This is a genomic window from Achromobacter animicus (assembly GCF_902859585.1).
Taxonomy (GTDB): Bacteria; Pseudomonadota; Gammaproteobacteria; order Burkholderiales; family Burkholderiaceae_B; genus Achromobacter; species Achromobacter animicus.
Genome location: NZ_CADIJM010000012.1, coordinates 61,155 through 83,555, shown reverse-complemented (window position 1 = coordinate 83,555; position 22,401 = coordinate 61,155). Strand labels below are relative to the sequence as shown.

Annotated in this window: 21 protein-coding genes; 20 read left to right on the top strand and 1 reads right to left on the bottom strand. The window is 66.3% G+C overall.

Annotation, left to right across the window (positions count from 1 at the left end; all coding sequences use genetic code 11):
• Positions 1-22 precede the first annotated feature (22 nt).
• The 12 genes from HV681_RS22315 to HV681_RS22260 all read left to right on the top strand — a co-directional run bounded on the left by HV681_RS22315 (position 23) and on the right by HV681_RS22260 (position 14,838).
• The gene (locus HV681_RS22315) at positions 23-1,279 is read left to right on the top strand and encodes a D-amino acid dehydrogenase (protein ID WP_175125054.1); all 1,257 of its coding nucleotides are present in this window, start codon (positions 23-25) and stop codon (positions 1,277-1,279) included.
• 4 nt (positions 1,280-1,283) lie between these two features.
• Positions 1,284-2,624: an extracellular solute-binding protein gene (locus tag HV681_RS22310; protein ID WP_175125053.1), complete on the top strand. Its 1,341-nt coding sequence runs from the start codon at positions 1,284-1,286 to the stop codon at positions 2,622-2,624.
• Between the two features lie 211 nt (positions 2,625-2,835).
• A complete protein-coding gene (locus HV681_RS22305) occupies positions 2,836-3,747 on the top strand; it encodes a TrbG/VirB9 family P-type conjugative transfer protein (RefSeq protein WP_175125052.1) in 912 nt (303 codons plus the stop codon).
• A complete protein-coding gene (locus tag HV681_RS22300; RefSeq protein WP_254595040.1) occupies positions 3,744-5,369 on the top strand; it encodes a hypothetical protein in 1,626 nt (541 codons plus the stop codon). The genes HV681_RS22305 and HV681_RS22300 overlap by 4 nt, the downstream gene beginning before the upstream one ends.
• A gap of 2 nt (positions 5,370-5,371) precedes the next feature.
• Entirely contained in the window at positions 5,372-6,733 is a 1,362-nt protein-coding gene (locus HV681_RS22295) for a type IV pilus inner membrane component PilO (RefSeq protein ID WP_254595039.1), read from the top strand.
• A complete protein-coding gene (locus HV681_RS22290; RefSeq protein WP_175125051.1) occupies positions 6,720-7,214 on the top strand; it encodes a hypothetical protein in 495 nt (164 codons plus the stop codon). The genes HV681_RS22295 and HV681_RS22290 overlap by 14 nt, the downstream gene beginning before the upstream one ends.
• Positions 7,211-8,986, top strand: a complete 1,776-nt coding sequence (locus tag HV681_RS22285) for an ATPase, T2SS/T4P/T4SS family (protein WP_239214630.1) — start codon at positions 7,211-7,213, stop codon at positions 8,984-8,986. The genes HV681_RS22290 and HV681_RS22285 overlap by 4 nt, the downstream gene beginning before the upstream one ends.
• Positions 8,979-10,115 carry a type II secretion system F family protein gene (locus tag HV681_RS22280; protein WP_175125050.1) on the top strand — a complete coding sequence of 379 codons (1,137 nt, stop codon included), beginning with the start codon at positions 8,979-8,981 and terminating at the stop codon, positions 10,113-10,115. Before HV681_RS22285 ends, HV681_RS22280 begins: the two co-directional genes overlap by 8 nt.
• A gap of 61 nt (positions 10,116-10,176) precedes the next feature.
• Positions 10,177-10,794 carry a type 4 pilus major pilin gene (locus tag HV681_RS22275; protein ID WP_175125049.1) on the top strand — a complete coding sequence of 206 codons (618 nt, stop codon included), beginning with the start codon at positions 10,177-10,179 and terminating at the stop codon, positions 10,792-10,794.
• Positions 10,791-11,864 carry a prepilin gene (locus HV681_RS22270; RefSeq protein ID WP_175125048.1) on the top strand — a complete coding sequence of 358 codons (1,074 nt, stop codon included), beginning with the start codon at positions 10,791-10,793 and terminating at the stop codon, positions 11,862-11,864. Before HV681_RS22275 ends, HV681_RS22270 begins: the two co-directional genes overlap by 4 nt.
• Positions 11,865-11,944: 80 nt before the next feature.
• The gene (gene alaS / locus HV681_RS22265) at positions 11,945-14,569 is read left to right on the top strand and encodes an alanine--tRNA ligase (protein ID WP_175125047.1); all 2,625 of its coding nucleotides are present in this window, start codon (positions 11,945-11,947) and stop codon (positions 14,567-14,569) included.
• Positions 14,569-14,838, top strand: a complete 270-nt coding sequence (locus HV681_RS22260) for a sulfurtransferase TusA family protein (RefSeq protein WP_175125046.1) — start codon at positions 14,569-14,571, stop codon at positions 14,836-14,838. The genes alaS and HV681_RS22260 overlap by 1 nt, the downstream gene beginning before the upstream one ends.
• 122 nt (positions 14,839-14,960) lie before the next feature.
• Here the strand turns inward: HV681_RS22260 and HV681_RS22255 are convergent, their stop codons facing one another.
• Positions 14,961-15,542, bottom strand: a complete 582-nt coding sequence (locus tag HV681_RS22255) for a hypothetical protein (protein ID WP_175125045.1) — start codon at positions 15,540-15,542, stop codon at positions 14,961-14,963.
• Between the two features lie 481 nt (positions 15,543-16,023).
• Here HV681_RS22255 and rpsP point away from each other — a divergent pair, with 481 nt between their 5' ends.
• From rpsP to HV681_RS22215, 8 genes are all read left to right on the top strand, one after another.
• On the top strand, positions 16,024-16,284 hold the full coding sequence (gene rpsP, locus HV681_RS22250) for a 30S ribosomal protein S16 (RefSeq protein WP_008165084.1): 261 nt from the start codon (positions 16,024-16,026) through the stop codon (positions 16,282-16,284).
• A gap of 126 nt (positions 16,285-16,410) precedes the next feature.
• Positions 16,411-17,028, top strand: coding sequence for a ribosome maturation factor RimM (gene rimM / locus HV681_RS22245; protein WP_175125044.1), 618 nt, complete (start codon positions 16,411-16,413; stop codon positions 17,026-17,028).
• Entirely contained in the window at positions 17,028-17,930 is a 903-nt protein-coding gene (gene trmD, locus HV681_RS22240; RefSeq protein WP_254595038.1) for a tRNA (guanosine(37)-N1)-methyltransferase TrmD, read from the top strand. Before rimM ends, trmD begins: the two co-directional genes overlap by 1 nt.
• Before the next feature lie 105 nt (positions 17,931-18,035).
• Entirely contained in the window at positions 18,036-18,707 is a 672-nt protein-coding gene (locus HV681_RS22235) for a helix-turn-helix domain-containing protein (protein WP_175125043.1), read from the top strand.
• 98 nt (positions 18,708-18,805) lie between these two features.
• Positions 18,806-19,561 carry an ABC transporter substrate-binding protein gene (locus tag HV681_RS22230; protein ID WP_056571455.1) on the top strand — a complete coding sequence of 252 codons (756 nt, stop codon included), beginning with the start codon at positions 18,806-18,808 and terminating at the stop codon, positions 19,559-19,561.
• Between the two features lie 145 nt (positions 19,562-19,706).
• On the top strand, positions 19,707-20,360 hold the full coding sequence (locus tag HV681_RS22225; RefSeq protein WP_175125042.1) for an amino acid ABC transporter permease: 654 nt from the start codon (positions 19,707-19,709) through the stop codon (positions 20,358-20,360).
• Complete coding sequence (locus HV681_RS22220; protein WP_175125041.1) at positions 20,357-21,088, top strand: amino acid ABC transporter ATP-binding protein; 732 nt, start codon at positions 20,357-20,359, stop codon at positions 21,086-21,088. Before HV681_RS22225 ends, HV681_RS22220 begins: the two co-directional genes overlap by 4 nt.
• Positions 21,089-21,101: 13 nt before the next feature.
• Entirely contained in the window at positions 21,102-22,391 is a 1,290-nt protein-coding gene (locus HV681_RS22215) for an NAD(P)/FAD-dependent oxidoreductase (protein WP_175125040.1), read from the top strand.
• The last annotated feature ends 10 nt before the right edge of the window (positions 22,392-22,401 follow it).

Below are 22,401 nucleotides of genomic sequence, written 5' to 3'. Positions count from 1 at the left end.
GCATGCAAGGAGCGATGCGGGCATGAAAGTAGCGGTATTGGGTAGCGGCATTATCGGCATCTCCAGCGCCTGGTGGCTAAGCCAGGCGGGTCATGACGTCGTGGTCATAGACCGCTGCACCGGTCCCGCGCAGGAAACCAGCCTTGCCAATGGCGCGCAGATTTCCGTCTCCTACGCCGAGCCCTGGGCCAATCCCCAGGCGCCGATGAAGCTGCTCAAGTGGATGTTCCGCGACGACGCGCCGCTGCTGTTCCGTCCGCAACTGGACTGGCGGCAGTGGATGTGGGGCCTGGCATTCCTGCGCGAATGCATGCCTGGCCGGCTGGCCCCCAACATCCGCGCCATGGTGCGCATGGCCGAATACAGCCGCGCCACCCTGCGCGGCATGCGCGCCGAACTCGGCATCCAGTACGACCACCTGGAACGCGGCATCCTGAATTTCTACCGCGATCCCCACGAATTCGAAAACTCCCAGCGTGCCGCCGGCCTGATGCGCGACTTCGGCGTCGAGCGCCGCGTCGTGAACACCGACGAAGTCATCGCCATCGAGCCCGCGCTGGCGCCGCATCGCGCCACGATCGTGGGCGGCGACTACACGCCCGAGGACGAAAGCGGGGACGTGCACCTCTTTACCGTCGCGTTGGCCGAACACTGCGCCCGCGCGGGCGTCGAATTCCAGTACAACACGCGTGCCACCCGGCTCCTGACGCAGGGCGGCGCGGTCACGGGCATCGAACTCATCCAGCCCGACGGCCGCTATGCCACGCTGTCGGCCGACGCCTATGTGGTCGCCATGGGCAGCTTCAGCCCCGCGATGCTGCGTCCCCTCGGCATTCCGTGCAACGTGTATCCGGCAAAGGGCTATTCGGCCACGTTCCCGGTGCGCAATCCGGGTGCGACCCCCACCGTCAGCCTGACGGACAGCAGCCACAAGATTGTCTTTTCGCGGCTGGGCGACCGGCTGCGCATGGCAGGTACGGCGGAACTTTCCGGCTATTCGCGCAGCCTGAATACCGGCCGTTGCGAGGCCCTGACCCGCCTTGCCAAAGAACTCTTTCCCGACGCGCTCGATTTCGAGCGCGTCAGCTATTGGTCGGGCCTGCGCCCGTCCACTCCCTCGAACGTGCCCATCATCGGCCGCAGCCGTATTCCGAATTTGTATATCAATACCGGACACGGTACGCTTGGCTGGACGATGGGTGTTGGCTCGGGCCGGGCATTGGCCGATCTGCTCAGTGGACGGCGGCCAGAACCGGAATTCCCTTTTCTTGGTCTGTGAACCTATGAAGAAACTGCAATTGGCGGGCGTTGCCCGCGCGATGTTCGCCAGCCGGCGTGCATGGGTGTTTGGCGCCGCGATGGCGATGGCCGGCGTGGCAAACGCCGCACCCGTCGAAATCCAGGTCTGGCACACCCTGACAGATGCAAACAAGGCCGAGTTCGAAAAGCTCGCCAAGCAATACAACAAGGAGCAGGACGACGTCAAAGTGACGCTGCGCGGCTTCGCGTCGCCGACTGCCCTGGAACAAGAGGCGGTGTCCGCGGTCAAGGCCAAGAAGGGCCCGAACCTGCTGCAACTGTCCGATAACCACTCGCCCGAAGTCGTGGCCCAGCACAAAGCCGTGCTGCCGCTCTACGAACTGCTGGCCAAGTATCCGATCAAGGACTTGAACTGGTTCGTGCCGGCCACCAGCAGCTTCACCCGCGACAGCAAGGGCCGCCTGCTGGCTTTCCCCTGGATGGCCGAAGTGCCGGTGATGTTCTACAACACCGCCGCCTACAAGAAGGCTGGTCTCGATCCCAACAAGCCGGCGCGCACCTGGACCGCGCTGCAGGCCGAACTCCTGAAGCTGCGCGACGTGGCCGATATCGACTGCCCGTACGCATCCAGCGATCAGGTCGCGGTCCACCTCGAGAACCTGGCGCCGGTCAACAACCAGCTGTTCACCAGCAACAACAACGGCCTGGACGCGGTCACCAAGAAATCCGCCGCGCCCGCCATGCAGTTCGACACGCTGTACATGCGCCACATCTCGCTGATGGTCAGCTGGAAGCGCTCGCTGCTGTTTACGGCGTATTCCGGCGACAACGCCTCCGACAAGCTGTTCGCCAAGGGCGAATGCGCCGTGCTGACGGCCAATTCGGGCGCGCTCGGCCAGTTCCTCGCCACCAAGTCGCTGTCCTTCGGCGTCTCGCCGCTGCCGTACTACGAGCAAGCCACGAAGGAGGGCGGCAAGCCCTTCGTCAGCGGTTCGGCGTTGTGGGCGCTTGAAGGCCATCCGCAGGCCCAGGAAAAGGCCACCGCGCAGTTCCTGGCGTGGCTGTCCAAGCCGGTGGTCGCCGCCGAATGGCATCAGCGCACGGGTTACCTGCCGCTGACCGAAGCCGCCTTCCGTGCCTCGGACGTGTCGTTCTACAGCAAGATCCCGGGCGCGCAGGCGTTCGTGGCTTCGATGAGCGCCAAGCCCGTCCAGAACGCACGCGGTTTCCGCATGGCCAACTACGAGCGCATCGAACCCGTGCTGAACAAGGAACTCACCGATGCCTTCGATGGCAAGGTGCCTCCCGTTTCTGCGCTGAACAACGCCGCCGCGCAGGCGCGCACCATTGCCACGCAGCGCTGATCGCGCCGCATAGCGGCGCGCTCTCGCAGCGCCGCGCAGCAGAAGAAAGCCTGGTCTACGGACCAGGCTTTTTTGTTGTCCGGATTCGTCGCGCGCGCGGGGTGGATGAATCCATCCGTCCGTACATGCCAGTCTGGCGGCGCCTCCGGCGCTCGGCCACCATGCCGTTCAAGCGTGTCGCTTCCGATGCGCGCTTTGTTCGCGGTGAGGCATGGTACGAATCTTCTTTCTGGCGGCCGGGCTGTCTTGCCTGGGCGCATGCACGTGGTCGGGCCCGGGCTCAGGCCGAGACACAACCTCCTGGCAGGCGGCCAAGCCGTTCTCGCAAGGGTTCCGCTTCGACTGGCAACTATCCGGCGATCCCGCCGTCGCGCCGCTGCAGGTCTTCGACGACGGGCGCGAGACCTGGCTGCAATTCCAGCCGGGCCAGCCGTTGCCGGCCATCTTCGGTGCAGGCGATGGCGGCGAACTCCCGTTGCCTTATGTGCGCCGCGACCCTTACGTCGTGGTCGCCGGTGCATGGAAAGCACTGCGCTTTCGCGGCGGCAGGCTGACTGCTCGGGCGCAGCGGGCGCATGGTGCGGCGGACATTCCGTCGCCCTTGACCCAATCCGCCTCGCGTATGGTGCAGACCCCGGCAACTGCCCTAGACGCATCGCAGCGTCCGAGGGCGGATTTCACCTCGCACACCAAGCTCGTCGACGATTCGGCTCCGCGCTCGGATGGGGCCGCGCTGGCCGGCACAGAAGCGTCGAACCGTCATGCCGCGCAGTCCGCCACGCTTGCGGGCGCAACGTCCACCGACACGCACGTTGATGCGCAGGCTGCCCCGTTTCGAGCCGCGCCACCCGACGCCACGCTGCGCGCGGTGCTGGCGCGCTGGGCCGGCGCGTCGGGCTGGACGTTCGAACCACAGCATTGGGCCGTAGACGTCGATATCCCGCTGGCGGCCACGGCCGAATTCTCCGGCGACTTCAAAACGGCAGTGCGTGGGCTGCTCGGGGCCACCGAACTGGCCGACCGTCCGTTGCAACCCTGCTTCTATGGCAACCGCGTCCTGCGCGTCGTGCCGCTTGCGCAATCGTGCTCGCGGGCGGCCACGCCCAAAGGAGCCGCGGCATGAAGTTCCTTTCGTTAGCTTGCGCCACGCGCGTTCCGGCAACCAGAACGTTCGCCTGCACGGTGCTCTCGTGCGTGCTCGCTGGCTGCTCGGTGTCCGAGCAGGTCACGATCATGCAACGCGCGGCCAGCGGCCGGCATGCGGACGCCGCCACCCGCCATCAGGCCTTTGCGGACGGTTTGTCTGATCGGCAGGCTCGCATCGCCGCGCAGGAAGTCTCCACGCCCTGGCTGGCGGGCAAGCCGCAACCGCTCGCGCGCGAGGTCGCGCTGCCGCCGGCATTACGCGAAAACGTCAAAACCACGCTCATGCTGGCCGACGACGCAGACCTTTCCACGCTGGCGCAGCGCCTGACCGCCGCCACGGGCATTGCGGTTCGAGTGCGTCCCGACGCTTTGCTTCCCCCCGACCAATTCCTGCCGCGTCTTGCCGTCAGCGGCGCGGTGGCTCTCGCCGCACCGGCGCGCATTGAAGTGCGGGCGGATCCTCAGCCGCTCGCCGATCTGCTCGACGCGCTGGCCGCGCGCTTTTCGGTGCACTGGCGCTACGAACACAACGCGCTCGAGTTCTACCGCACCGAAACGCGCGTCTTCGATCTGCGCGCCCTGACGCTCGCCAGCAAGGTCGACGTGCGGCTCGGCCGCTCAGGCAGCGCAGAAGGCGAGGGCTTCGAAAGCACCTCCAACACGACGCTGGCCGCGGGCGAACACAACGCGCTGGCCATCCTGCGCGCAAACGTTCTGCCTTTCCTCACTCGATCCGGCGTTATTGCAGAGCCGGTGGAAGGCGCAGCCACGTTGGTCGTAACAGATACGCCGGACGCACTGGACCGGGTCGCACGCTATCTGGAACGCGAGAACAAGGCGTTGACCCGCCGTGTCCGCCTGCTTTTCGAGGAAATCACCTTTATCGCCAACACGGAAGCCACGGGGGGGCTCGACTGGAATGCCCTTTATGCAGCCGCAGGCGCCACGGCGCGGCTGGCCGTGCCTGGCGTGCCGGCCACCGGCGCAGGGTTGCTTCAAGCCGCATCGAGCGCGGGACCATTCCAGGGCTCGCAGGCCATCGTGTCCGCCCTCAGTGCGATGGGCGCGGTCGTGCGGCACAGCAAGATTCCGGTTCTCACCTTGAACCGCCGGCCGGTCTCGCATGCCGTCAGGACTACGTTCTCCTACATTGATCGCGTGCAGAGCACTGCCATGCCCGGCATGACCGCCACTGGCGCGAACGGATCGCTGCCTGCCGTCTCGATCAGCCAAAAAGAAGAAACCGTCGGCTCGTTCCTGACCCTGGTGCCGGACATCCAGGAAGACGGGCAGATCCTGCTTTCCATCGCGTATGACAACGCGGTCGCGCAGCCCCTGAAAACAATCACCTTCGGCGAAAGCGCCAATCAGGTGCAAGTGCAGCAGATCACGGTCGATGGCAGCGGCACGGTACAGCAGATCGAACTGCGGCCGGGGCAGCCCATGATTGTGGCCGGCTTTGACCGCACGCAGGACCAGCACGACCGCCAACGGCTGGCGCCCGGACTGCCGCTGCTTGCGGGCGGCCTGGATCGCGCCGCCACTGAACGCCACACGACGCTGATACTCGTGACGGCTCAGGTCGAGGAAGGGTACTGATCGTGAACCGGGCCCCTCAACTCCTGCTGATCGACTGCCCGGGCGCCGAACGAACGCTGGCGTTCGGCTTGCGCTGGTTCGCGCTTATCGGTTCCAACGTCCCCAAGCTCGCGCGGTCGCGCGGACGGCGCCTGCGGGCCACGCATTACGTGGTGGGCGGATCGCCCGCCATGGTCGCGGGCTATGGACGCACCCGCGCCGGACTCCGGGGTGCGCGATTCATGCGCCGCGCCGGCGCACCGGCCGCGGTGCCGCCGCAATCGGCCGCGCAGTTGTTCGCCTTGCTGCACCCCGAGGGCGGTCATAGCCTGGTTCGGCTGCCGGACGGGCGCCATTGGCTTGTCGCCGCGCACGGCGGCGCTGTCCTCTCGCAGACCGACCGGGTGTTCGGTTCGCTTGACGAAGCCCAGCAGGAACAGCGGGCGCTGCTCGCGCAGCGTCCGTCCCTGGCGGAGCGCGCGCCGGACCAGGTGTGGTCCGCGTTGATTCAGGCCGTGGATGCCGGCGCCGCGCTTACCGCGCTGCCTTCGCGTTGGGCCGAGCTGCCCGTCGCATTGCGTCTCTTTCTGGCGTGCGTCGGGCTTGCCGCGGCAGCGCCGCCGCTGTGGAACGCCGGCGCCAGCACGTTCTCGAAAAGACAGGCAGCGCCGCCGCAGCCCGTTGCCGTTCGGGACCCGGTGGCCGATGCCTACGAGGCGATGATGCGCGCCACCACAGTCCAGCCGGCGACGGAGCTGACGCGCCTGCTCGCAAGCGTGGCGGCGCTGCCGGTGCAGGTGCAGGGCTGGGCGTTGCGCCGCGCGCACTGCGACGCTGGCGCGCAGCATTGGAATTGCGCGGCCGTGTACGCCCGCGTTCACCCATTGGCCACGAACCATGGCCTGCACGCATTGTTGCCAGTGGGCTGGCAGGTGTCGTTCAAGCCGCTCGAGGAAGCCACGCTGGCATGGCGCCTGGCGTCCGAGCCGATCCGGATTGCCGACATGACGTTGCCTTCGTCGCTGTACGTCGACACGCGGGTGGCTGGCGGACTGCAAGGACTACGCCCAGCATTCGCTTCCGTCGCGCTGTCGCATTCCGTGCCGCTCCTGCCGCATGGGCAGCGCCAGCCTGCGGCTCAGCAGCCGGCGGCCAGGCAGGCGAGCGCAGGGCAATCCAATCCCGCGCGGACGGGCATGCCCGTCGTGCGGCGGCGCAGTCTGGCCTTGCATGGGCCATTGCGGTCCATGGCGTTGATGCCGGGGCCGGTATCCGCGGCACGCTGGTCGCGCCTTGTGGTGACCGTGCAGCCGCAACCGCGGCCCAGCCTCGTGGCCAGTGCGCTAGTGGCCGAATTGCAGGGAGAACTTTATGAACAGGAATGAGCTTTGCATCCCGCGCTGGTGCGTAGCCCGGCGAACGATTGCCGGTATCGCACTGAGCGCCGCGGTGGTATCGGCAGGCCATGCGCAAGGCGTAGATCCGGCGTCCGCGCCGCAACCTTGGCCCGAGGTCGAAACCGTACGCACGTTGCTGCGCGCGGACGCGGCGGCCGCGATGTCCGACTGCCAAATCCCGGGTCTTTGCACGATGAACGAAGGGAAAGGCCTGATGGCGTCGCCCGCGGGACGCGCGTCGGACAACATACGCGTGACCGCAATTTTCGGCACAGCGAGCCGCTTGAACGTTGACATCGTCGTCAATGGCACGCTGCAGCGCTATCGGGCTGGCCGCGCCGATCCCGTGGCAGGAGGCAGTCTGGCCGCGCCGTATCGTCTGCTGGCCATCGACGGCGCCTGCGTCCGCGTGCAGCGCGACGGCCGCGACCAGACCGCGTGCCTAGACGCCGGGGGCGGACACCCATGATGACGCAGACCCAGCCCATCGCGGACACGCTCGTTCGCCCGCCCGAGCTGCATACGCCCGAAGACGTCGCTGGCATGGATCCCGCCTTTGTGCGCGCTCTGAGCCGTCAGTTTGATCTGGCGGCGCTGGCCGGACGCTTGTGCCCGGTCCTGCTCGAGGGCGGCCTGGCCGCGATCTTTGCCGTCAAGGAATACACCGTCGGCGATCAGATCGACGAGGTCGAGCGCATGGTGAAGGCGGCTGGCTATCGCATGGCAAGTCCCGCGCGATACGTCGTCCCGGCGCCGCTCCTGCTGATGATCGCGCGCGGCCAGTACACGGCGCCCAGTCCCGGGCGCTCAGCGCGGGCCAACCCGGCCGAACGCGCCTCGGCGCTCGCCGCCCTGTTTCTCGACATCGTCCGCTGGGGCGTGGTCCAAGGCGCCAGCGACGTCCACATCAACGTGGACCAGCGGCGCGACGCCAGCGAAATTCGCTACACCATCCACGGCGAGTACGTCGGCTCCGACCGGTTCGCCGGCCTTTCCAGCGCCACGCTGCTCGAAGTCCTTGCCGTCGCGTGGATGGACGTACGCGGCGGCAATGGCGCCGTGTTCGATCCGGCGCTCGAGCAGCAGGGGCGCATTTCGCTGACCGTGGACGCGGCGCCCATCGTGCTGCGCTGGGCGTCGCTGGCGGCGGACGCGGGGCCTTCCGTGTGCCTGCGGATCTTGCGGTTGGATGCAACCGTCAACGGCGACCTCCTGGCCTTGGGATACCTGCCCGGCCAGGCCGAAACCCTGTTGCGGGTGCGTGAGCGCGAGGGTGGGGCCATCGTGCTGGCGGGCGTGGTCGGCTCGGGCAAGTCCACCACCATCGCCGCGCTGATGCGCGGCATCGCGCCCACGCGCAAGGTCATCACGCTTGAAGACCCGGTGGAATACCACATTGGCAACGCGTTGCAGAACACGCTGACGGGCGCGCTGGCGGACGCGGCGTGGCCGACGCTGGACGCCAAGCTCAAGACCATCAAGCGCTCGGCGATGAACGACCTGCTGATCGGCGAGATCCGCGACACGCAGACCGGCCGCGCGTTCATGGATCTCGCCAGTTCCGGCGTCAGCCTGTACGCCACGACACACGCCGGATCGGCCGCGATGATTCCCGAGCGCCTGGCGTCCGACGCCATCGGCGTGTCACGCGAATTTCTTGCGTCGCCCGGCATCCTGAAGCTCTTGATCTATCAGACGCTGCTGCCACGCCTGTGCCCCGGCTGCGCGTTGCCCGTCGACAGCCTGTGGTCGGGCGTCCACGCTCGGCATGCGCAAGCATGGGACTGGCGCGGCTGGGTGCTGGGCATGCAAGACGCGTTCGATCTGCACGCCGAGTCGCTCCGGGTCAGAAACGAAGCAGGCTGCCCCGCGTGCCGCCGCGATCACATGCCGGAATTGAACGGAACGGCGGGGCGCAGCGTTGCCGCCGAAATGATCGAACCCGATCGCGTGCCGGACTTTCTAGACCAAGTGCGGCAGCGCGACAACCGCGCACTGAAGCAACAGTTCCAGCCTGCCACGCGCAGTGCGTGGCGAGACGCCGGCACGCGCGGCGCGCGGGCGCTGGATTGCGCGCTGTATCGGACGAGCCTGGGAGAGATCGATCCGCGCACGCTGTTGCGCCGGTTCGAATTGCCCATCGTGCCCAGCCTGCACACGGGATCGGCCGCTCCGCTACAGCCCGCGGCGCTTGCGCAGGAGGCCGGCACGGCCCGCTCTGAAGGAGCGCACCATGGCTGATCTCGCGTTGCCGGCATCGCGCGGGTCCCTGCGGTCAGCAGGTACACGCCAGCTGCGGCTAGACGCGCTGCGCTTTCGGCCGCAGCGCGCGGATTATTACGAATATCTGGCGGATGTCGTCGAAGGCACGCAAGGCCGAAAGAGCCTGCGCGACATCTTCGAGGACGACGCCAGCCGGTACGGGCCCGAGACGGTGCGCGGCCGCCTCTGTCAGCACTGGGCTGCCGCGTATCTGGGCGCCGGCGGGGACCTGGGCGTCGCCTGGTCCGACACGCTGCCGCACGACGAATGCCTGCTGCTCAGTTGCGTGCAGGAAGAAGGCGGCGATCTGCCCGCGGCGCTGCGCGACCTGGCGCGCGCCGTCCGCCTGGCGTCCGAGGCTTGGTCGGCATTGCTGTCGGCAGCCGCCACGGGCGTCGTTGCCGCCTTGGTGGCCTTCGCGTTGCTGTGCGCCATTCCGTTCTTCAGCGTGCCACGGCTGCAGCAGGTCTTTCAGGCCGTGCCCGCCGAAGACTATGCGTCGCTCACGCGCTGGCTGTTCGCTTTGGCGGGCGGTTTGAAGCAGTGGCTTGCGCTGTGGGTCGTCCTGATATTTGGCGTGGTCATGCTCGCCCTCTGGTCGCTGGCGAACTTCACCGGCGATCTTCGCGCCATGCTCGACCGTTGGCTGCTCTGGCGGCTGTATCGCGATTTCCAGGCCATCCGCTTTCTGTCGCTGCTGGCCGTGCTCATCCGGCAGCACGGCGCGGCCGACACGCGATTGCGCCGCGCGCTGGCCGTGCAGGCGCGCGACGCCTCGCCGTGGCTGCTCTCGCATCTGCACGCCATGCTTGGCCGCATCGACGCAGGCGCCAGCGGCGCAGAAATCTTCGGCACCGGACTGCTGGACTCCCAAACGTGGTGGTACATGGCGGACCTGATGGACGCGCTCGGCGTCGAGCCGGGCCTGGCCCGCGTGCGCCAGCGCGTCGAGGTCCGCCTGTTGGCCCGGGTGCGGCGCCAGGCGCTCGTGCTGCGCTGGTGCTTGCTGATCCTTTCCCTCGCCACGGTGCTGGGCATCACGCTGTGGCATTACGCGGTGATAGACGAGCTGCGCCAGGCACTGACCAATTTCTATGCCAGCCAGTAGTGCTCCGCGGGTTGGCGGCAACGGCGCGGCTCGCCGCGCACTTTAATCAATGAGGATATTCATGAACGCAGTCAGTCTGTCCCGATCCCTTGGTGCGAACCAGCGTGGATTTTCCTTGATGGAAGTGTCCATCGTCACGGCCATCGTCCTGCTCATCGCCATCGTCGGCATCCCTGCCATTGGCGGGTATGTCATTGAAAACAAAGTGCCGAAGGTCGGCGAGGAATTGCAGCGGTTCATCGCCAGCATGAAGATCAACGCGCAAGGCGGTGGCGTGACACCGTACACGGGGCTGGACACCGGCGCCCTGGCCAACGCGCTGCGCGACTCCACGGTGCTCTCGGTGCAGGGCGCGGGCGCCGCGGCGAGCGTGGCGCACGGCCTGGGCGGCTCCGGCATCGGCGGCAGCGGCGTAGTGCAGGTCGAGCCCGCGTCCGTCGACGGCGCGGGGATGGGCTCGGCGTTCACGCTCACGCTCACCAATGTCAGCCACGCAGCCTGCCCAGCGCTCGCGTCCGTGCTTCAACGCGTGTCGGAAATCATCTCCATCAGCGGCAGCAGCGGCGCCAAGGTCGTCAAGGATTCCATCACCAATCCCGCGACGCCATACCGCGCCGCGCAGGCCCAGGCGCAGTGCAGCCAGGGCGACGTAAACACTTTTGTCTTCACTGCACGATGAGCGCGCACCGGGAGGTCCGGCTTTTCCCGGCGGGGCGTCAGCGTCCGTTGGTGTGCCAGCAGGCAGGCTTTTCTCTCATCGGCCTGGCGCTGGCGCTGGCTATCACCACGGCCATCGCCATCTGGGCATCCAACGCGGTCGTCCACGGCATCGAGGCATCTGCCGCCCGTTCAACGGGCGTCTGGCTGACGCAGATCCGGCTGGCGGTGACGGATGTGCTGTCCCGGCACTCCGAGGCGCTGACCAAGGGGGAGCCTCCTCAGGACAGCCAGGGCCAGCCGCTGTTCGGCGATGCGCTGCGGCCCACGCTTTCCGAGCTTCGGGTGCAAGGCCACCTGCCTGCGGACTTTCCCGACCGGTCGGCGCTGGGTTTCGGCGCGGACATCCGGCTCCTGCGCAGCCAGGCCTGTCCCGACGAGCCTTGCCGGATCGACGGCGTCGTCGCTGCCGACAAACCTTTGCTGAAAAAGGGGACGCAATTGCCGGACGAGGTCGCCATGGCTTCGGTCATCGCGTCCGCGGGCGGCTATGGCGGGGCCGTATGGCCGCAAGCGCCGTTCCAGTTGCGAGGCGCCGCCTATGCGTTTCCCAACCCGCCGGCGGCCGACGCGCTCGCGTATCCGCCTGGCACGCTTGCCCTGTGGGCGGGCGCTGGCGCCGGGCAGCCTGACATGAGCGGCTATGTGAAGATGCGCGACACCCGCGATCCGGATCTGCAAGGCAATCTGTCTGTCGCAGGCAACGTGGACGCCGGTGGTTACGTCACCGTCGGAGCCCGGGAGATCCCAGGCCATGCCTGCGGCGTTTCAGGCGGAACGCTGGCCACCTCGGCCGCCGGTCAGCTGCTTTCCTGCGAATCCGGCATCTGGACGCAGGCAAGCGGAGGCTTTGGGGGCGCCTACAGCACCAACTATCCGCTCGGCTGCTTCCATTACACGGGCTTGTCTACGGCCAATCCTCGCACGGGCCAGTGTTCCTGCCCGCCCGGCTACGCCGAGGTCATCGTGTCCGCCGGCGGGAAATGGACGGAAACCGAGGGTTGGACCACGGGTTTCGTCTGCGTCCGATGATGGCCATTCCGCCCATATCCCGCGTATCCCCGCCAACCCTCTATAATTGGCGATTCGCCCTAAATTCTGCTTCATCCACGATGAAATCCTCCGAGATTCGCCAGCAGTTCCTGCAATTCTTCAAGTCCAAGGGACACACCATTGTTCCCTCGTCGTCGCTCGTCCCGGGCAACGACCCGACCCTGCTCTTCACCAATTCGGGCATGGTCCAGTTCAAGGACGTCTTCACGGGCAAGGAATCGCGGTCGTACACGCGAGCCACCTCGTCGCAGCGCAGTGTGCGCGCCGGGGGCAAGCACAACGACCTGGAGAACGTGGGCTACACCGCCCGCCACCACACGTTCTTCGAAATGCTGGGCAATTTCAGCTTTGGCGACTACTTCAAGCGCGACGCCATCCAGTACGCCTGGGAGCTGCTGACGCAGGTCTACAAGCTGCCGGCGGAAAAGCTCTGGGTGACGGTCTACCAGGAAGACGACGAGGCCTACGATATCTGGGCCAAGGAAGTGGGCGTGCCGACCGAGCGCATCATCCGCATCGGCGACAACAAGGGCGCACGCTACGCGTCCGACAACTTCTGGCAGATGGCGGACACCGGCCCCTGCGGTCCGTGCTCCGAAATCTTCTTTGACCACGGCCCCGAGATCTGGGGCGGCCCCCCGGGATCCCCCGAAGAAGACGGCGACCGCTACATCGAAATCTGGAACCTGGTGTTCATGCAATTCGAACGCGATGCCGCCGGCAACATGCCGCGCCTGCCGCGTCCCTGTGTCGACACGGGCATGGGTCTGGAACGCATCGCCGCCGTCCTGCAGCATGTGCATTCCAACTACGAAATCGATCTCTTCCAGCACCTGATCGCCGCCGCCGCGCGCGAAACCGGCATCAAGGACCTCAAAGACAACTCGCTCAAGGTCATCGCCGACCACATCCGCGCCTGCTCGTTCCTCATCGTCGACGGCGTGATCCCCAGCAACGAAGGCCGCGGCTACGTGCTGCGCCGCATCGTGCGCCGCGCGCTGCGCCACGGCTACAAGCTGGGCCAGACCAAACCCTTCTTCCATCGCCTGGTGCCGGATCTCGTCGCCGAAATGGGCGAGGCCTACCCGGAACTGGCCGCCGCCGCGGATCGCGTGGCCCAGGTCCTCAAGCAGGAAGAAGAACGCTTCGGCGAAACCCTCGAACACGGCATGCGCATCCTGGACACCGCCTTGGCCAACGTGCCCAAGGGCGGCGTGCTGGACGGCACCACGCTGTTCACGCTGTACGACACCTACGGCTTCCCGGTCGACCTCACGGCCGACATCTGCCGTGAACGCGAAGTCGAAGTCGACATGGCCGGCTTTGAAGTCGCCATGGAACGCCAGCGTGACCAGGCCCGCGCGGCCGGCAAGTTCAAGATGGCCGAAGGCCTCAGCTACGAAGGCGCCGAAACGCGTTTCGAAGGCTACGAAAAGCTTGAGCTGGACAACGTCAAGGTCACGGCCCTGTACGTGGACGGCACGCAGGTGCAGGAAGTCAAGGCCGGCCAAAGCGCCGTCGTCGTGCTGGACGCCACCCCGTTCTATGCGGAGTCGGGCGGCCAGGTCGGCGATACCGGTCTGCTGGAAGCCGATGGCGTGCGCTTTGCCGTCGCCGACACCCTCAAGATCCAGTCCGGCGTGTTCGGCCATCACGGCACGTTGGAGTCCGGCTCGCTGGCCGTCGGCGACACGCTGCTGGCCCGCGTGGACGCCGTCCGCCGCGCCCGCACGGTGCGCAACCACTCGGCCACGCACCTGATGCACAAGGCGTTGCGCCAAGTGCTTGGCGCGCACGTGCAGCAGCGCGGCTCGCTCGTCGATCCCGACAAGACCCGTTTCGACTTCGCGCAGGATGCCCCGCTGACGGCTGAGCAGATCGCCCGCGTCGAAGCCATCGTCAACGCCGAAGTCCTGGCCAACCATCCCACCGTTGCCCAGGTCATGGGCTACGACGATGCGGTCAAGGGCGGCGCCATGGCGCTGTTCGGTGAAAAATACGGCGACACCGTGCGAGTGCTCGACATCGGCTTCTCGCGCGAACTCTGCGGAGGCACGCACGTCACCCGCACGGGCGACATTGGCCTGTTCAAGATCGTGTCCGAAGGCGGCGTGGCCGCGGGCGTCCGCCGCATCGAAGCCATCACTGGCGACAACGCGCTGGCCTGGGTGCAGAACCAGAACGCCTTGCTGACCCAGGTGGCCGGCATGCTGCGCAGCACCCCGGCCGATCTGCCGGCGCGCATTGCGCAGGTGCAGGACCAGGTCAAGACGCTCGAAAAGGAACTGGAGCAGTCGCGCAACAAGCTCGCGGCCAGCGCCGGCAATGACCTGGCCTCCAGCGCCGCGGTCGACGTCAAGGGCATCAAGGTTCTGGCGGCCAGCATCGGCGACGTCGATCCCAAGGCGCTGCGCGGCATGGTCGACAACCTGAAAGATCGCCTGAAGCCTGCTGTCGTGCTGCTGGCCACCGGCTCGGCCGATGGCAAGATCAGCGTGGTCGGTGGCGTCACCGCCGACCTGACCGACCGCATCAAGGCGGGCGATCTGGTGGGCTTTGTGGCCAGCCAGGTGGGCGGCAAGGGCGGTGGCCGTCCCGACATGGCCATGGGCGGCGGCACGGATATCGCTGCGCTGCCCGCAGCCATCGCTGGCGTGCAGAAGTGGGTGGACGAGCGCCTCTGATGAGCGACGTCGATTCCCGTCTCGATGCCGGCGCCGAGGCGCCGGTGTTCGACCAAGACGTCGATGCCAGCGGGCTCACGTGCCCCTTGCCCATCCTGCGCGCCAAGAAGGCGCTTGCAACGATGGAAAGCGGGCAGGTCGTGCGCGTCATCACGACGGACCGCAATGCGATCCGCGATTTTCAGGCGTTTGCGCGTCAGACCGGCAATGCGCTGGTCGCGCAGCAAGAGGCCGACGGTCGCTGCGTGCATTTCCTGCGCCGGCGCTAGCCGGGCGGGCATTCGCTTCATGAACAAGGCCCGCTTGAAAGCGGGCCTTGTTCTTTGCGGGCGTCAGTTTGGCGAATTTTTTTGCCTTTTTGGGGCGGCCCTTTATACCGGCGTGTCCTTGCCTACCTGTGAATGGCCGCGGCGACCGCCTGCGTGATCGTGAAGTCCACCAGATCACCTTCCTTCAACTGCTGAAGTTTTGCGCGCAGCGCCGGATCCCTGACCTGGATGGTGCGCCTGCCGCCTTGGGGGCCCTTCAGGATCACCAGGTTTGCGCTCCGGTTGATGTGCCAGATCTCGGCCGTGATCGTGGTCTGCCGGCCCACTGCGCCGCCGGGCATCGCGCCCTTGGCTGACCGTGTCGCGGCGGTCTCGGTCACGACTTCGGGCGCACCGGAACCGGCGGGACGCACGTCCACGGCCACCGACTCGTAATAGTCCAGCGTCAGCGTGTCGCCCGCTTTGATCTGCTTGAAGTTGCGGATGTCCGGTCCGGCCACGATGTCCACGGTATTGCCGTCGGCGCCGCGCAGGGTGATGGTCCGGCTGGCCTGGTCCACCGCCGTCACCTGGCCGGAGGCCGTCGTCAGTGCCGCCCCGATCACGCGCGCGGGCGCCTCGGTGGGTAACGCCAGCGCTCCCGCCAGCAATCCCGCCATCGCCAGGCGCGCAACGGGTGAGAAGACTGATTTTTGGTTCTTCATGGTTTGCACACTCCAGTTAAACGACTTTTTGTGGGGAAAAGCGGAGTCAGGCAGGGGCGCGGCAACGCAGCCTGGATCTTCCGGGCGCTTGCAGCAAAGTCGGGGTGGCAGGAGGAGGCTGCCGCTTCATGGCGGCCAGCAAGGGCAGGGCGTAGCGTATTGCGCGGGTCGACATGAAATCCGATCTCTCCAATCAGATTGCTCTTCAGACGCACCAACTGCTCAAACGCATGACAACCGGGGTAGGCCGCAGATGAAGGTACCGGCGAAACTGCGCACACGAAGGCGAGTGCAACCACGACCGGGCCACCTGCAGATCGAGCCGCAGCAGGGCTGGGCTCGTGCTTGTAGAATACCCGGATGTGGTGTTTTAGGATACAAATCGCACCGCATCACAGATTCTTCGGCACTCGCATTTGCCAGCAGGCTCCTTTCAGTGCTAGAATTTCCCGTTTTTCACAACTAATTCAAGGGATTACCTATGGTGGTGATTCGCCTGGCCCGCGGTGGGTCCAAGAAGCGTCCGTTCTACAACCTGGTGGCCACCGATTCGCGTAACCGTCGCGACGGCCGTTTTATCGAGCGCGTGGGTTTTTACAACCCCGTGGCTAGCGAAGGCACGGAAAACCTGCGCATTGCGCTGGATCGCGTGCAGTACTGGACCGGCACCGGCGCGCAACTGTCGCCCGCCGTCGAGCGTCTGGTCAAGGAATACTCGGCCAAGGTTTCCGCCGCGGCCTAATTGCCCGCGACGCACATCCTTAGCTGATTCTGGAGCAGCAGGTTTTCCACGCTTAGAGCCTCGCGCTTGAAAGCGGATATTCCTGGCTGCTTCATTGCTATCCAAGCCTGATAAAGAGCACGATAAATGCCTGATGCCGCAACCTCAAACGCGGCGCCTACGGATTTGGTCGAGCTGGGCCGCATCACTGCAGCCTACGGTGTGAAAGGCTGGGTTAAAGTGCAGCCGCATTCGGCCAACGCCGAAGTGCTGCTCTCAGCGTCTCAATGGTGGTTGACTCGCCCTGTGCCTGAATTGGCGCGGGGCGCTGTCGCGTCTGCGCCTGTCGCATTCAAGATCTTGCAAGTTCGTTCGCAGGGAGCCACCGTGGTGGCGCAACTGCAGGGCATCACGGATCGCGACCAGGCCGAAGCGTTGCGCGGACATACCGTGCAAGCGCCGCGCGGATCATTTCCCGCGCCCGAGGAAGACGAATACTACTGGGTCGATCTTATTGGTTGCGCGCTGTACTCCAGCGCCAACGGCGAACCCGCCCGAATTGGCGTGGTCAGCGAGGTCCTCGACAACGGCGCTCACGCCGTGTTGAAGGTCCTGCTGCAGAAGGGTGAAGGCGAAAGCCCCGAACCCGTCCTGGACGCCAAGGGCCGACCCGCCGAAATGCTTGTACCGTTCGTACGCGCGCATATCCACGCCGTTGATCTGGCTGCCCGCCGCATCGACAGCGACTGGCCCGCGGATTTTTGATGCGTATCGACGTCGTTACGCTATTTCCCGAAATGTTCGGGGTGGTGCGCGACCTCGGCGTCACCGGCCGGGCCCACGCCCAGGGCCGGTGGCAGCTCCATGCCTGGAATCCCCGCGATTTCACGCATGACGTACACCGCACCGTGGACGACCGCCCCTATGGCGGCGGCCCAGGAATGGTGATGATGCCGGGCCCGTTGGAAGCCGCCGTCAATGCCGCCCAGCAGGCGCGCGCCGGACAGGGCCTGGGTCCCGCCCCGGTGGCGCTGCTTGCGCCGGTCGGCCGGCGCTATGACCAGGCCGGCGCCGAAGCCTTGGCCGCCAGCGATGGCCTCATTCTCATCTGCGGCCGCTACGAAGGTGTGGACCAGCGCTTCATTGATCGCTGCGTCACGCAGGAAATCTCGCTCGGCGACTTCGTCCTCTCCGGTGGTGAAATCGCGGCGCTTGCCGTGATCGATGCCGCCGTGCGTCTTTTGCCAGGCGTGCTCAACGACGGCGATTCCGCCCTGCAGGATTCCTTCAACGACACCTTGTCCGGCCTGCTGGACAGCCCGCACTACACGCGCCCGGAGGTCTACGAGGGCGAAGCGGTGCCGGCGCCGCTGCTAAGCGGCCATCACGCCAATATCGCGCGCTGGCGGCGCGAGCGGTCGCTGGCGTTGACTGCCGCACGCCGGCCCGAACTCATCGAATCCGCGCGCGCGAAAGGCTGGCTGAGCAAGCTGGACGAGCGCTATCTGGCGGAGTTGGCCGGCACGCCGTTGCCTGCGGAGCCGGGCACAAGACGCCGGCGCCCGCGCAAGCCCGCCGCGGATGCCGCGCCCACGGGGCAGAACCAGCCCGACACCACCCCGGATTCCAGCCCCGATCCCAAGCCCAATCCGTCCGACGTCTCCTGACTGTCGCGCCGGCCCGCCACGCCCACAACGCTAGGGAAGTCCCTGGATTGTGGGCGTTTTTGCGGCTCCTTAGTATTGAAAATTACATGCACATGAAATTTTCATATGAGCCGCTCTGCCGCCGTTCGCCGTGCCAGCGCAGCACCCTCGTCGCCCGCCCACGCGCAGCGGCCGGAGTCGGCCGTCGATCTGTGGCTGGGTCAGCAGTTGCGTCAATTGCGCAAGCAACAGGGAAGGTCGCTGGCTGACGTCGCCCGGGCCTGCGGCATGTCGCTCGGCCTGCTCAGCCAGATCGAAAGAGGGCTGAGCTCGGCCTCCGTCAAAGTCCTACATCTCCTGGCGCGCGAGTTCCGCGTGTCGGTCAATGCGTTGTTGCGCAACGCCGAGCATACCGGCGGCGAAGAGGATGGCCGCGTGGCCCGCGCGGGCACGCACCGCCATATCGACTTGAAGGAAACGGGCATCAGCAAAGAGATGTTCACGCCCTCGGCCTGCCGCAGCATGGACCTGTGCCGCGCATCCATCGCGCCCGGCGGCTCCACCGGCACCGAGCTCTTCGTGACGGGGCAGGGCGAGCAGATCGGCCTGGTGCTCACGGGCGTGCTCGAACTGTGGGTGGGCGACCGCGTCATTCGCCTGCAAGCGGGCGACAGCTTCTGCTACGCCAGCAGCACGCCGCGCCGCTGGTGCAATCCGGGAACGCAGACGACCGAGGTCATCTGGGCCATCTCCAACATCACTCAAGCCGCGGAGGAGAACACGCCACAAGCGCCCTGAGCGCGCAGCACCCAAGCGGCGGAACGCGCGGGGAGCGTGCCGCTACACCGGACGCGTCACGCGCGGCCCGGCCTTCTTTGCCACGATGAGGATATGTCATGAAATTCAAGACTCTTGTTGTCTCTGTATTCGCAGCATTGTCCATGGCGGCGGGCGCCCAAGCCCAGACGGTATTGAAGGTGGGGTCCACGCCCACCGGCAGCCCATTCACCTTTCTCGATACCAAGACGAACAGCATCGAGGGCGTGATGGTCGATATCGTGAAAGCGGTGGGCAAGGAGGCCGGGTTCTCGGTGCAGATAGAGCCCATGGCGTTTTCCGCACTGATCGGATCGCTGACATCCAAGCGCATCGACATCGTGTCGGCGGCGATGTTCATCACGCCGCAGCGCCAACAGGTGGTGAGCTTTTCCGAGCCCGTCTATCGCTACGGCGAGGGCCTCATGGTGCTCAAGACCGACAACAAGGAATACAAGTCCTTCGCCGACATGAAGGGCATGACCGTCGGTGTGCAGGTCGGCACGGCCTTTGTCGAGCCCATTCAAAAGAGCGGCGTCTTCAAGGAAGTGAAGCTTTACGACAACCCGCCAGACATGATGCGCGACGCCAACGCCGGCCGCATCCAGGGCGGCTTCATGGACTATCCCATCGCTGCGTACGTCCTGTCGCAGGGCAACTATCCCAACCTGAAGATGGCGCAGTCGTACCAGCCGACGATCATGGGAAGCCTTGGGCTTGCCACGCGCAAGGACGACACCGAGCTGCTTGATCGGATCAACAAGGCGCTGGCCAAGCTGAAAGCCGACGGCGCCATCGACGCGATCCTGAAGAAGTGGGGTCTGGGCGGCGCGTGATGCCGGTCGGGCCGACTCAGTTCAGGCATTTGCAGCATCCCGCCGGCGCGTTCGGTCGCGTCGGCGGACGCAGCGCATCCGCGGCACTTCTCTGGCCGTTTCCCAAGCGGTCATCGCGGGCTGTCTTCTTGGAGTGGGTGGACTCATGACGGAATTCTTGAAAGACGCGGCAGAGTTCATGCCGATCCTGCTGGAGGGCGCCAAGCTCACCATTCTGGTCACGCTGGGTTCCCTTGCGCTGTCCACGGTACTGGGCCTGGTATGGGCGTTGATGCGGGTGTCCGGCAACAAATATCTGTCGGGCTTCAGCGCGGGCCTTGTCAATCTGCTGCGCGGCATTCCGATCATCGTGCTGCTCTTCTACATCTACTTCGTGATGCCGGACATGGGCGTGTCGCTGAGCGCTGTGCATGCGGCCATCATCGGCCTGGGCATCGCCTATTCGGCCTATCAGGCGGAGAACTTCCGTGCGGGCATCCAGGCGATCGACCGAGGGCAGATCGAGGCGGCGATGGCCATGGGCATGGGTTGGGGCCTCACGATGCGGCGCGTCGTGCTGCCGCAGGCCGTAAAGATCGTCCTGCCGCCGTACGGCAACATCATGATCATGATGCTGAAGGACTCGTCGCAGGCGTCCACCATCACCGTCGCCGAGCTGGCGCTGCAAGGCAAGCTCATCGCCGTATCCACCTTCAAGAACGCCACGGTGTTCACACTGGTGGCGCTGATGTACCTGGTGATGTGCGTGCCGCTCATCCTGCTGGTGCGGCATCTGGAAAAGCGGAGCGCCATCAAATGATCAGCCTGCAAGGCGTAAGGAAGAGCTTTGGTCCGCTTGAGGTCCTGAAAGGCATCGACGCCGAAGTCGGGCAGGGCGAGGTCGTGTGTGTGGTGGGTCCGTCCGGCTCGGGCAAGTCGACCATCCTGCGGTGCATCAACGGACTGGAACGCTACAACGCCGGTCGCATCACCGTGGACGGCGAGCTCGTCGATTGCGACGCGCCTTCCATCGTGTCGATCCGCACGCAGGTGGCGATGGTGTTCCAGCGCTTTAACCTGTTTCCGCATCGCACGGCGCTGGAAAACGTCATCGAAGGCCCGATCTTCGTGAAGAAGGAACCTCGCGCCCTGGCGGTGGAGCGCGGCCGCGAATTGCTGGCCAGCGTGGGGCTGGCGGACAAGGAGCACGCGCATCCGAACCAGCTATCCGGCGGACAGCAGCAGCGCGTGGCGATCGCGCGGGCGCTCGCGATGCAACCCAAGGCGATCCTGTTCGACGAGCCCACCTCGGCGCTCGATCCCGAACTGGTCGGCGATGTGCTGGGCGTCATGCGCAAGCTGGCCGAGGCCGGCATGACGATGGTCGTCGTCACCCACGAAATGAGCTTTGCGCGCGAGGTCGCCGACCGCGTCATGTTTTTCGACGGCGGGGTCATGGTGGAGCAGGGCGCCGCCCGCGAAGTGCTGAATCATCCGCAGCATCCGCGCACGCAGGACTTCCTGCGGCGCGTGCTGCATCCCATGTAAGGAAGGAAGCCCCATGCAGCCAGCGCCGTTTCCGCTTTCCCCGTCACTGTGGGCGGCCACCGCGGCGCCGCCGCCGCCCACCGGGCCGCTGGACGCGTCGGCGCAGGCCGACGTCGCCGTGATCGGCGGCGGCTATGCCGGCTTGTCCACCGCGTTGCACCTGGCCGAGCGCGGTGTGAAGGTCGTACTGCTGGAGGCGCGCGAGATTGGCTTCGGCGGATCGGGCCGCAACGGCGGTCAGGTCATTCCCGGTTTGAAGTACGACCCGGAGGATCTGATTTCGATGTTCGGCCCCGAGCGCGGGGAGCGGCTGACACGGTTTGCCGGCGCGACGGCGGACGTGGTTTTTGACCTGATCGAACGGCATGCGATGGACGTGCCGCGCGTGCGCGCCGGATGGATCCAGGGCGCGCACACGCCGCAGGCGCTGCGCATCGCGCAAGGCCGCGCGGCGCAATGGGCGCGCCTTGGTGTGGACGCCCAGCCGCTCGACCGCGCGCAGGTCGCGCGCCTGATCGGCACGGACAAATACCTGGGCGGATGGGTCGACCGGCGGGCAGGGGCGGTGCAGCCGCTGAGTTACGCGCGGGGCCTGGCGCGCGCTGCGCTGAATGCGGGCGCGACGCTGCACACCGACACGCCCGTCACCGGTCTGAGGCGTGACGGCGGCAAGTGGACGGTGTCCACGGCTCGCGGTCCCTCGGTCAGCGCCGATCGCGTGGTGATGTGCACCAATGCCTACGGCGGCGATCTGTGGCCCGGTCTCAAGCCGTCCATCATCGACGCCAACACGTTCCAGGTGGCAACCGCGCCGCTGCCGGACCGCATCCGCGCGGGCATATTCCCCGAGGGCCACGTCACCTCCGACACGCGCAACCTGTTGCTGTACTTTCGTCTGGATCACCAGGGCCGCTTGCTGATGGGTGGCCGCGGCCCCTTCCGCGAGCCCAAGGGCGAGTCGGACTGGGCGCATCTTGAGCGCGTGATGTTGAAGATGTTTCCACAGGTCGCGGGCACGCCCTTTGAATTCCGCTGGTGCGGCCGGGTTGCAGTCACGCGCGACTATCTGCCGCATCTGCATGCGCCGCAGCCCGGGTTGCTGGTGGACATCGGCTGTCAGGGCCGCGGCGTCGGCTTGCAGACCTGCATGGGCGCGGCCATGGCCGAATATGTCGCCACCGGCGATGCCAATGCGTTGCCCGTGCCGCTGTCGCCGATCGTGCCGTTTCCGCTGTATCCGCTCCGCCGCCTGTACGTCAATGCAGTGGTGAGCTGGTACCGCATGACGGACGGCGGGGTTTGAAGAACGGCCG

What these genes read in the sequence shown, in the direction of transcription:
- HV681_RS22220 (WP_175125041.1), top strand. Translation starts at nt 20,357, where the DNA reads ATGATCAGCCTGCAAGGCGTAAGGAAGAGCTTTGGTCCGCTTGAGGTC.
- trmD (WP_254595038.1), top strand. Translation starts at nt 17,028, where the DNA reads ATGCGTATCGACGTCGTTACGCTATTTCCCGAAATGTTCGGGGTGGTG.
- HV681_RS22260 (WP_175125046.1), top strand. Translation starts at nt 14,569, where the DNA reads ATGAGCGACGTCGATTCCCGTCTCGATGCCGGCGCCGAGGCGCCGGTG.
- rimM (WP_175125044.1), top strand. Translation starts at nt 16,411, where the DNA reads ATGCCTGATGCCGCAACCTCAAACGCGGCGCCTACGGATTTGGTCGAG.
- rpsP (WP_008165084.1), top strand. Translation starts at nt 16,024, where the DNA reads ATGGTGGTGATTCGCCTGGCCCGCGGTGGGTCCAAGAAGCGTCCGTTC.
- HV681_RS22255 (WP_175125045.1), bottom strand. Translation starts at nt 15,542, where the DNA reads ATGAAGAACCAAAAATCAGTCTTCTCACCCGTTGCGCGCCTGGCGATG.
- HV681_RS22225 (WP_175125042.1), top strand. Translation starts at nt 19,707, where the DNA reads ATGACGGAATTCTTGAAAGACGCGGCAGAGTTCATGCCGATCCTGCTG.
- HV681_RS22285 (WP_239214630.1), top strand. Translation starts at nt 7,211, where the DNA reads ATGATGACGCAGACCCAGCCCATCGCGGACACGCTCGTTCGCCCGCCC.
- HV681_RS22280 (WP_175125050.1), top strand. Translation starts at nt 8,979, where the DNA reads ATGGCTGATCTCGCGTTGCCGGCATCGCGCGGGTCCCTGCGGTCAGCA.
- HV681_RS22230 (WP_056571455.1), top strand. Translation starts at nt 18,806, where the DNA reads ATGAAATTCAAGACTCTTGTTGTCTCTGTATTCGCAGCATTGTCCATG.
- HV681_RS22275 (WP_175125049.1), top strand. Translation starts at nt 10,177, where the DNA reads ATGAACGCAGTCAGTCTGTCCCGATCCCTTGGTGCGAACCAGCGTGGA.
- HV681_RS22235 (WP_175125043.1), top strand. Translation starts at nt 18,036, where the DNA reads ATGAGCCGCTCTGCCGCCGTTCGCCGTGCCAGCGCAGCACCCTCGTCG.
- HV681_RS22300 (WP_254595040.1), top strand. Translation starts at nt 3,744, where the DNA reads ATGAAGTTCCTTTCGTTAGCTTGCGCCACGCGCGTTCCGGCAACCAGA.
- HV681_RS22305 (WP_175125052.1), top strand. Translation starts at nt 2,836, where the DNA reads ATGGTACGAATCTTCTTTCTGGCGGCCGGGCTGTCTTGCCTGGGCGCA.
- HV681_RS22270 (WP_175125048.1), top strand. Translation starts at nt 10,791, where the DNA reads ATGAGCGCGCACCGGGAGGTCCGGCTTTTCCCGGCGGGGCGTCAGCGT.
- HV681_RS22290 (WP_175125051.1), top strand. Translation starts at nt 6,720, where the DNA reads ATGAACAGGAATGAGCTTTGCATCCCGCGCTGGTGCGTAGCCCGGCGA.
- HV681_RS22215 (WP_175125040.1), top strand. Translation starts at nt 21,102, where the DNA reads ATGCAGCCAGCGCCGTTTCCGCTTTCCCCGTCACTGTGGGCGGCCACC.
- HV681_RS22315 (WP_175125054.1), top strand. Translation starts at nt 23, where the DNA reads ATGAAAGTAGCGGTATTGGGTAGCGGCATTATCGGCATCTCCAGCGCC.
- alaS (WP_175125047.1), top strand. Translation starts at nt 11,945, where the DNA reads ATGAAATCCTCCGAGATTCGCCAGCAGTTCCTGCAATTCTTCAAGTCC.
- HV681_RS22310 (WP_175125053.1), top strand. Translation starts at nt 1,284, where the DNA reads ATGAAGAAACTGCAATTGGCGGGCGTTGCCCGCGCGATGTTCGCCAGC.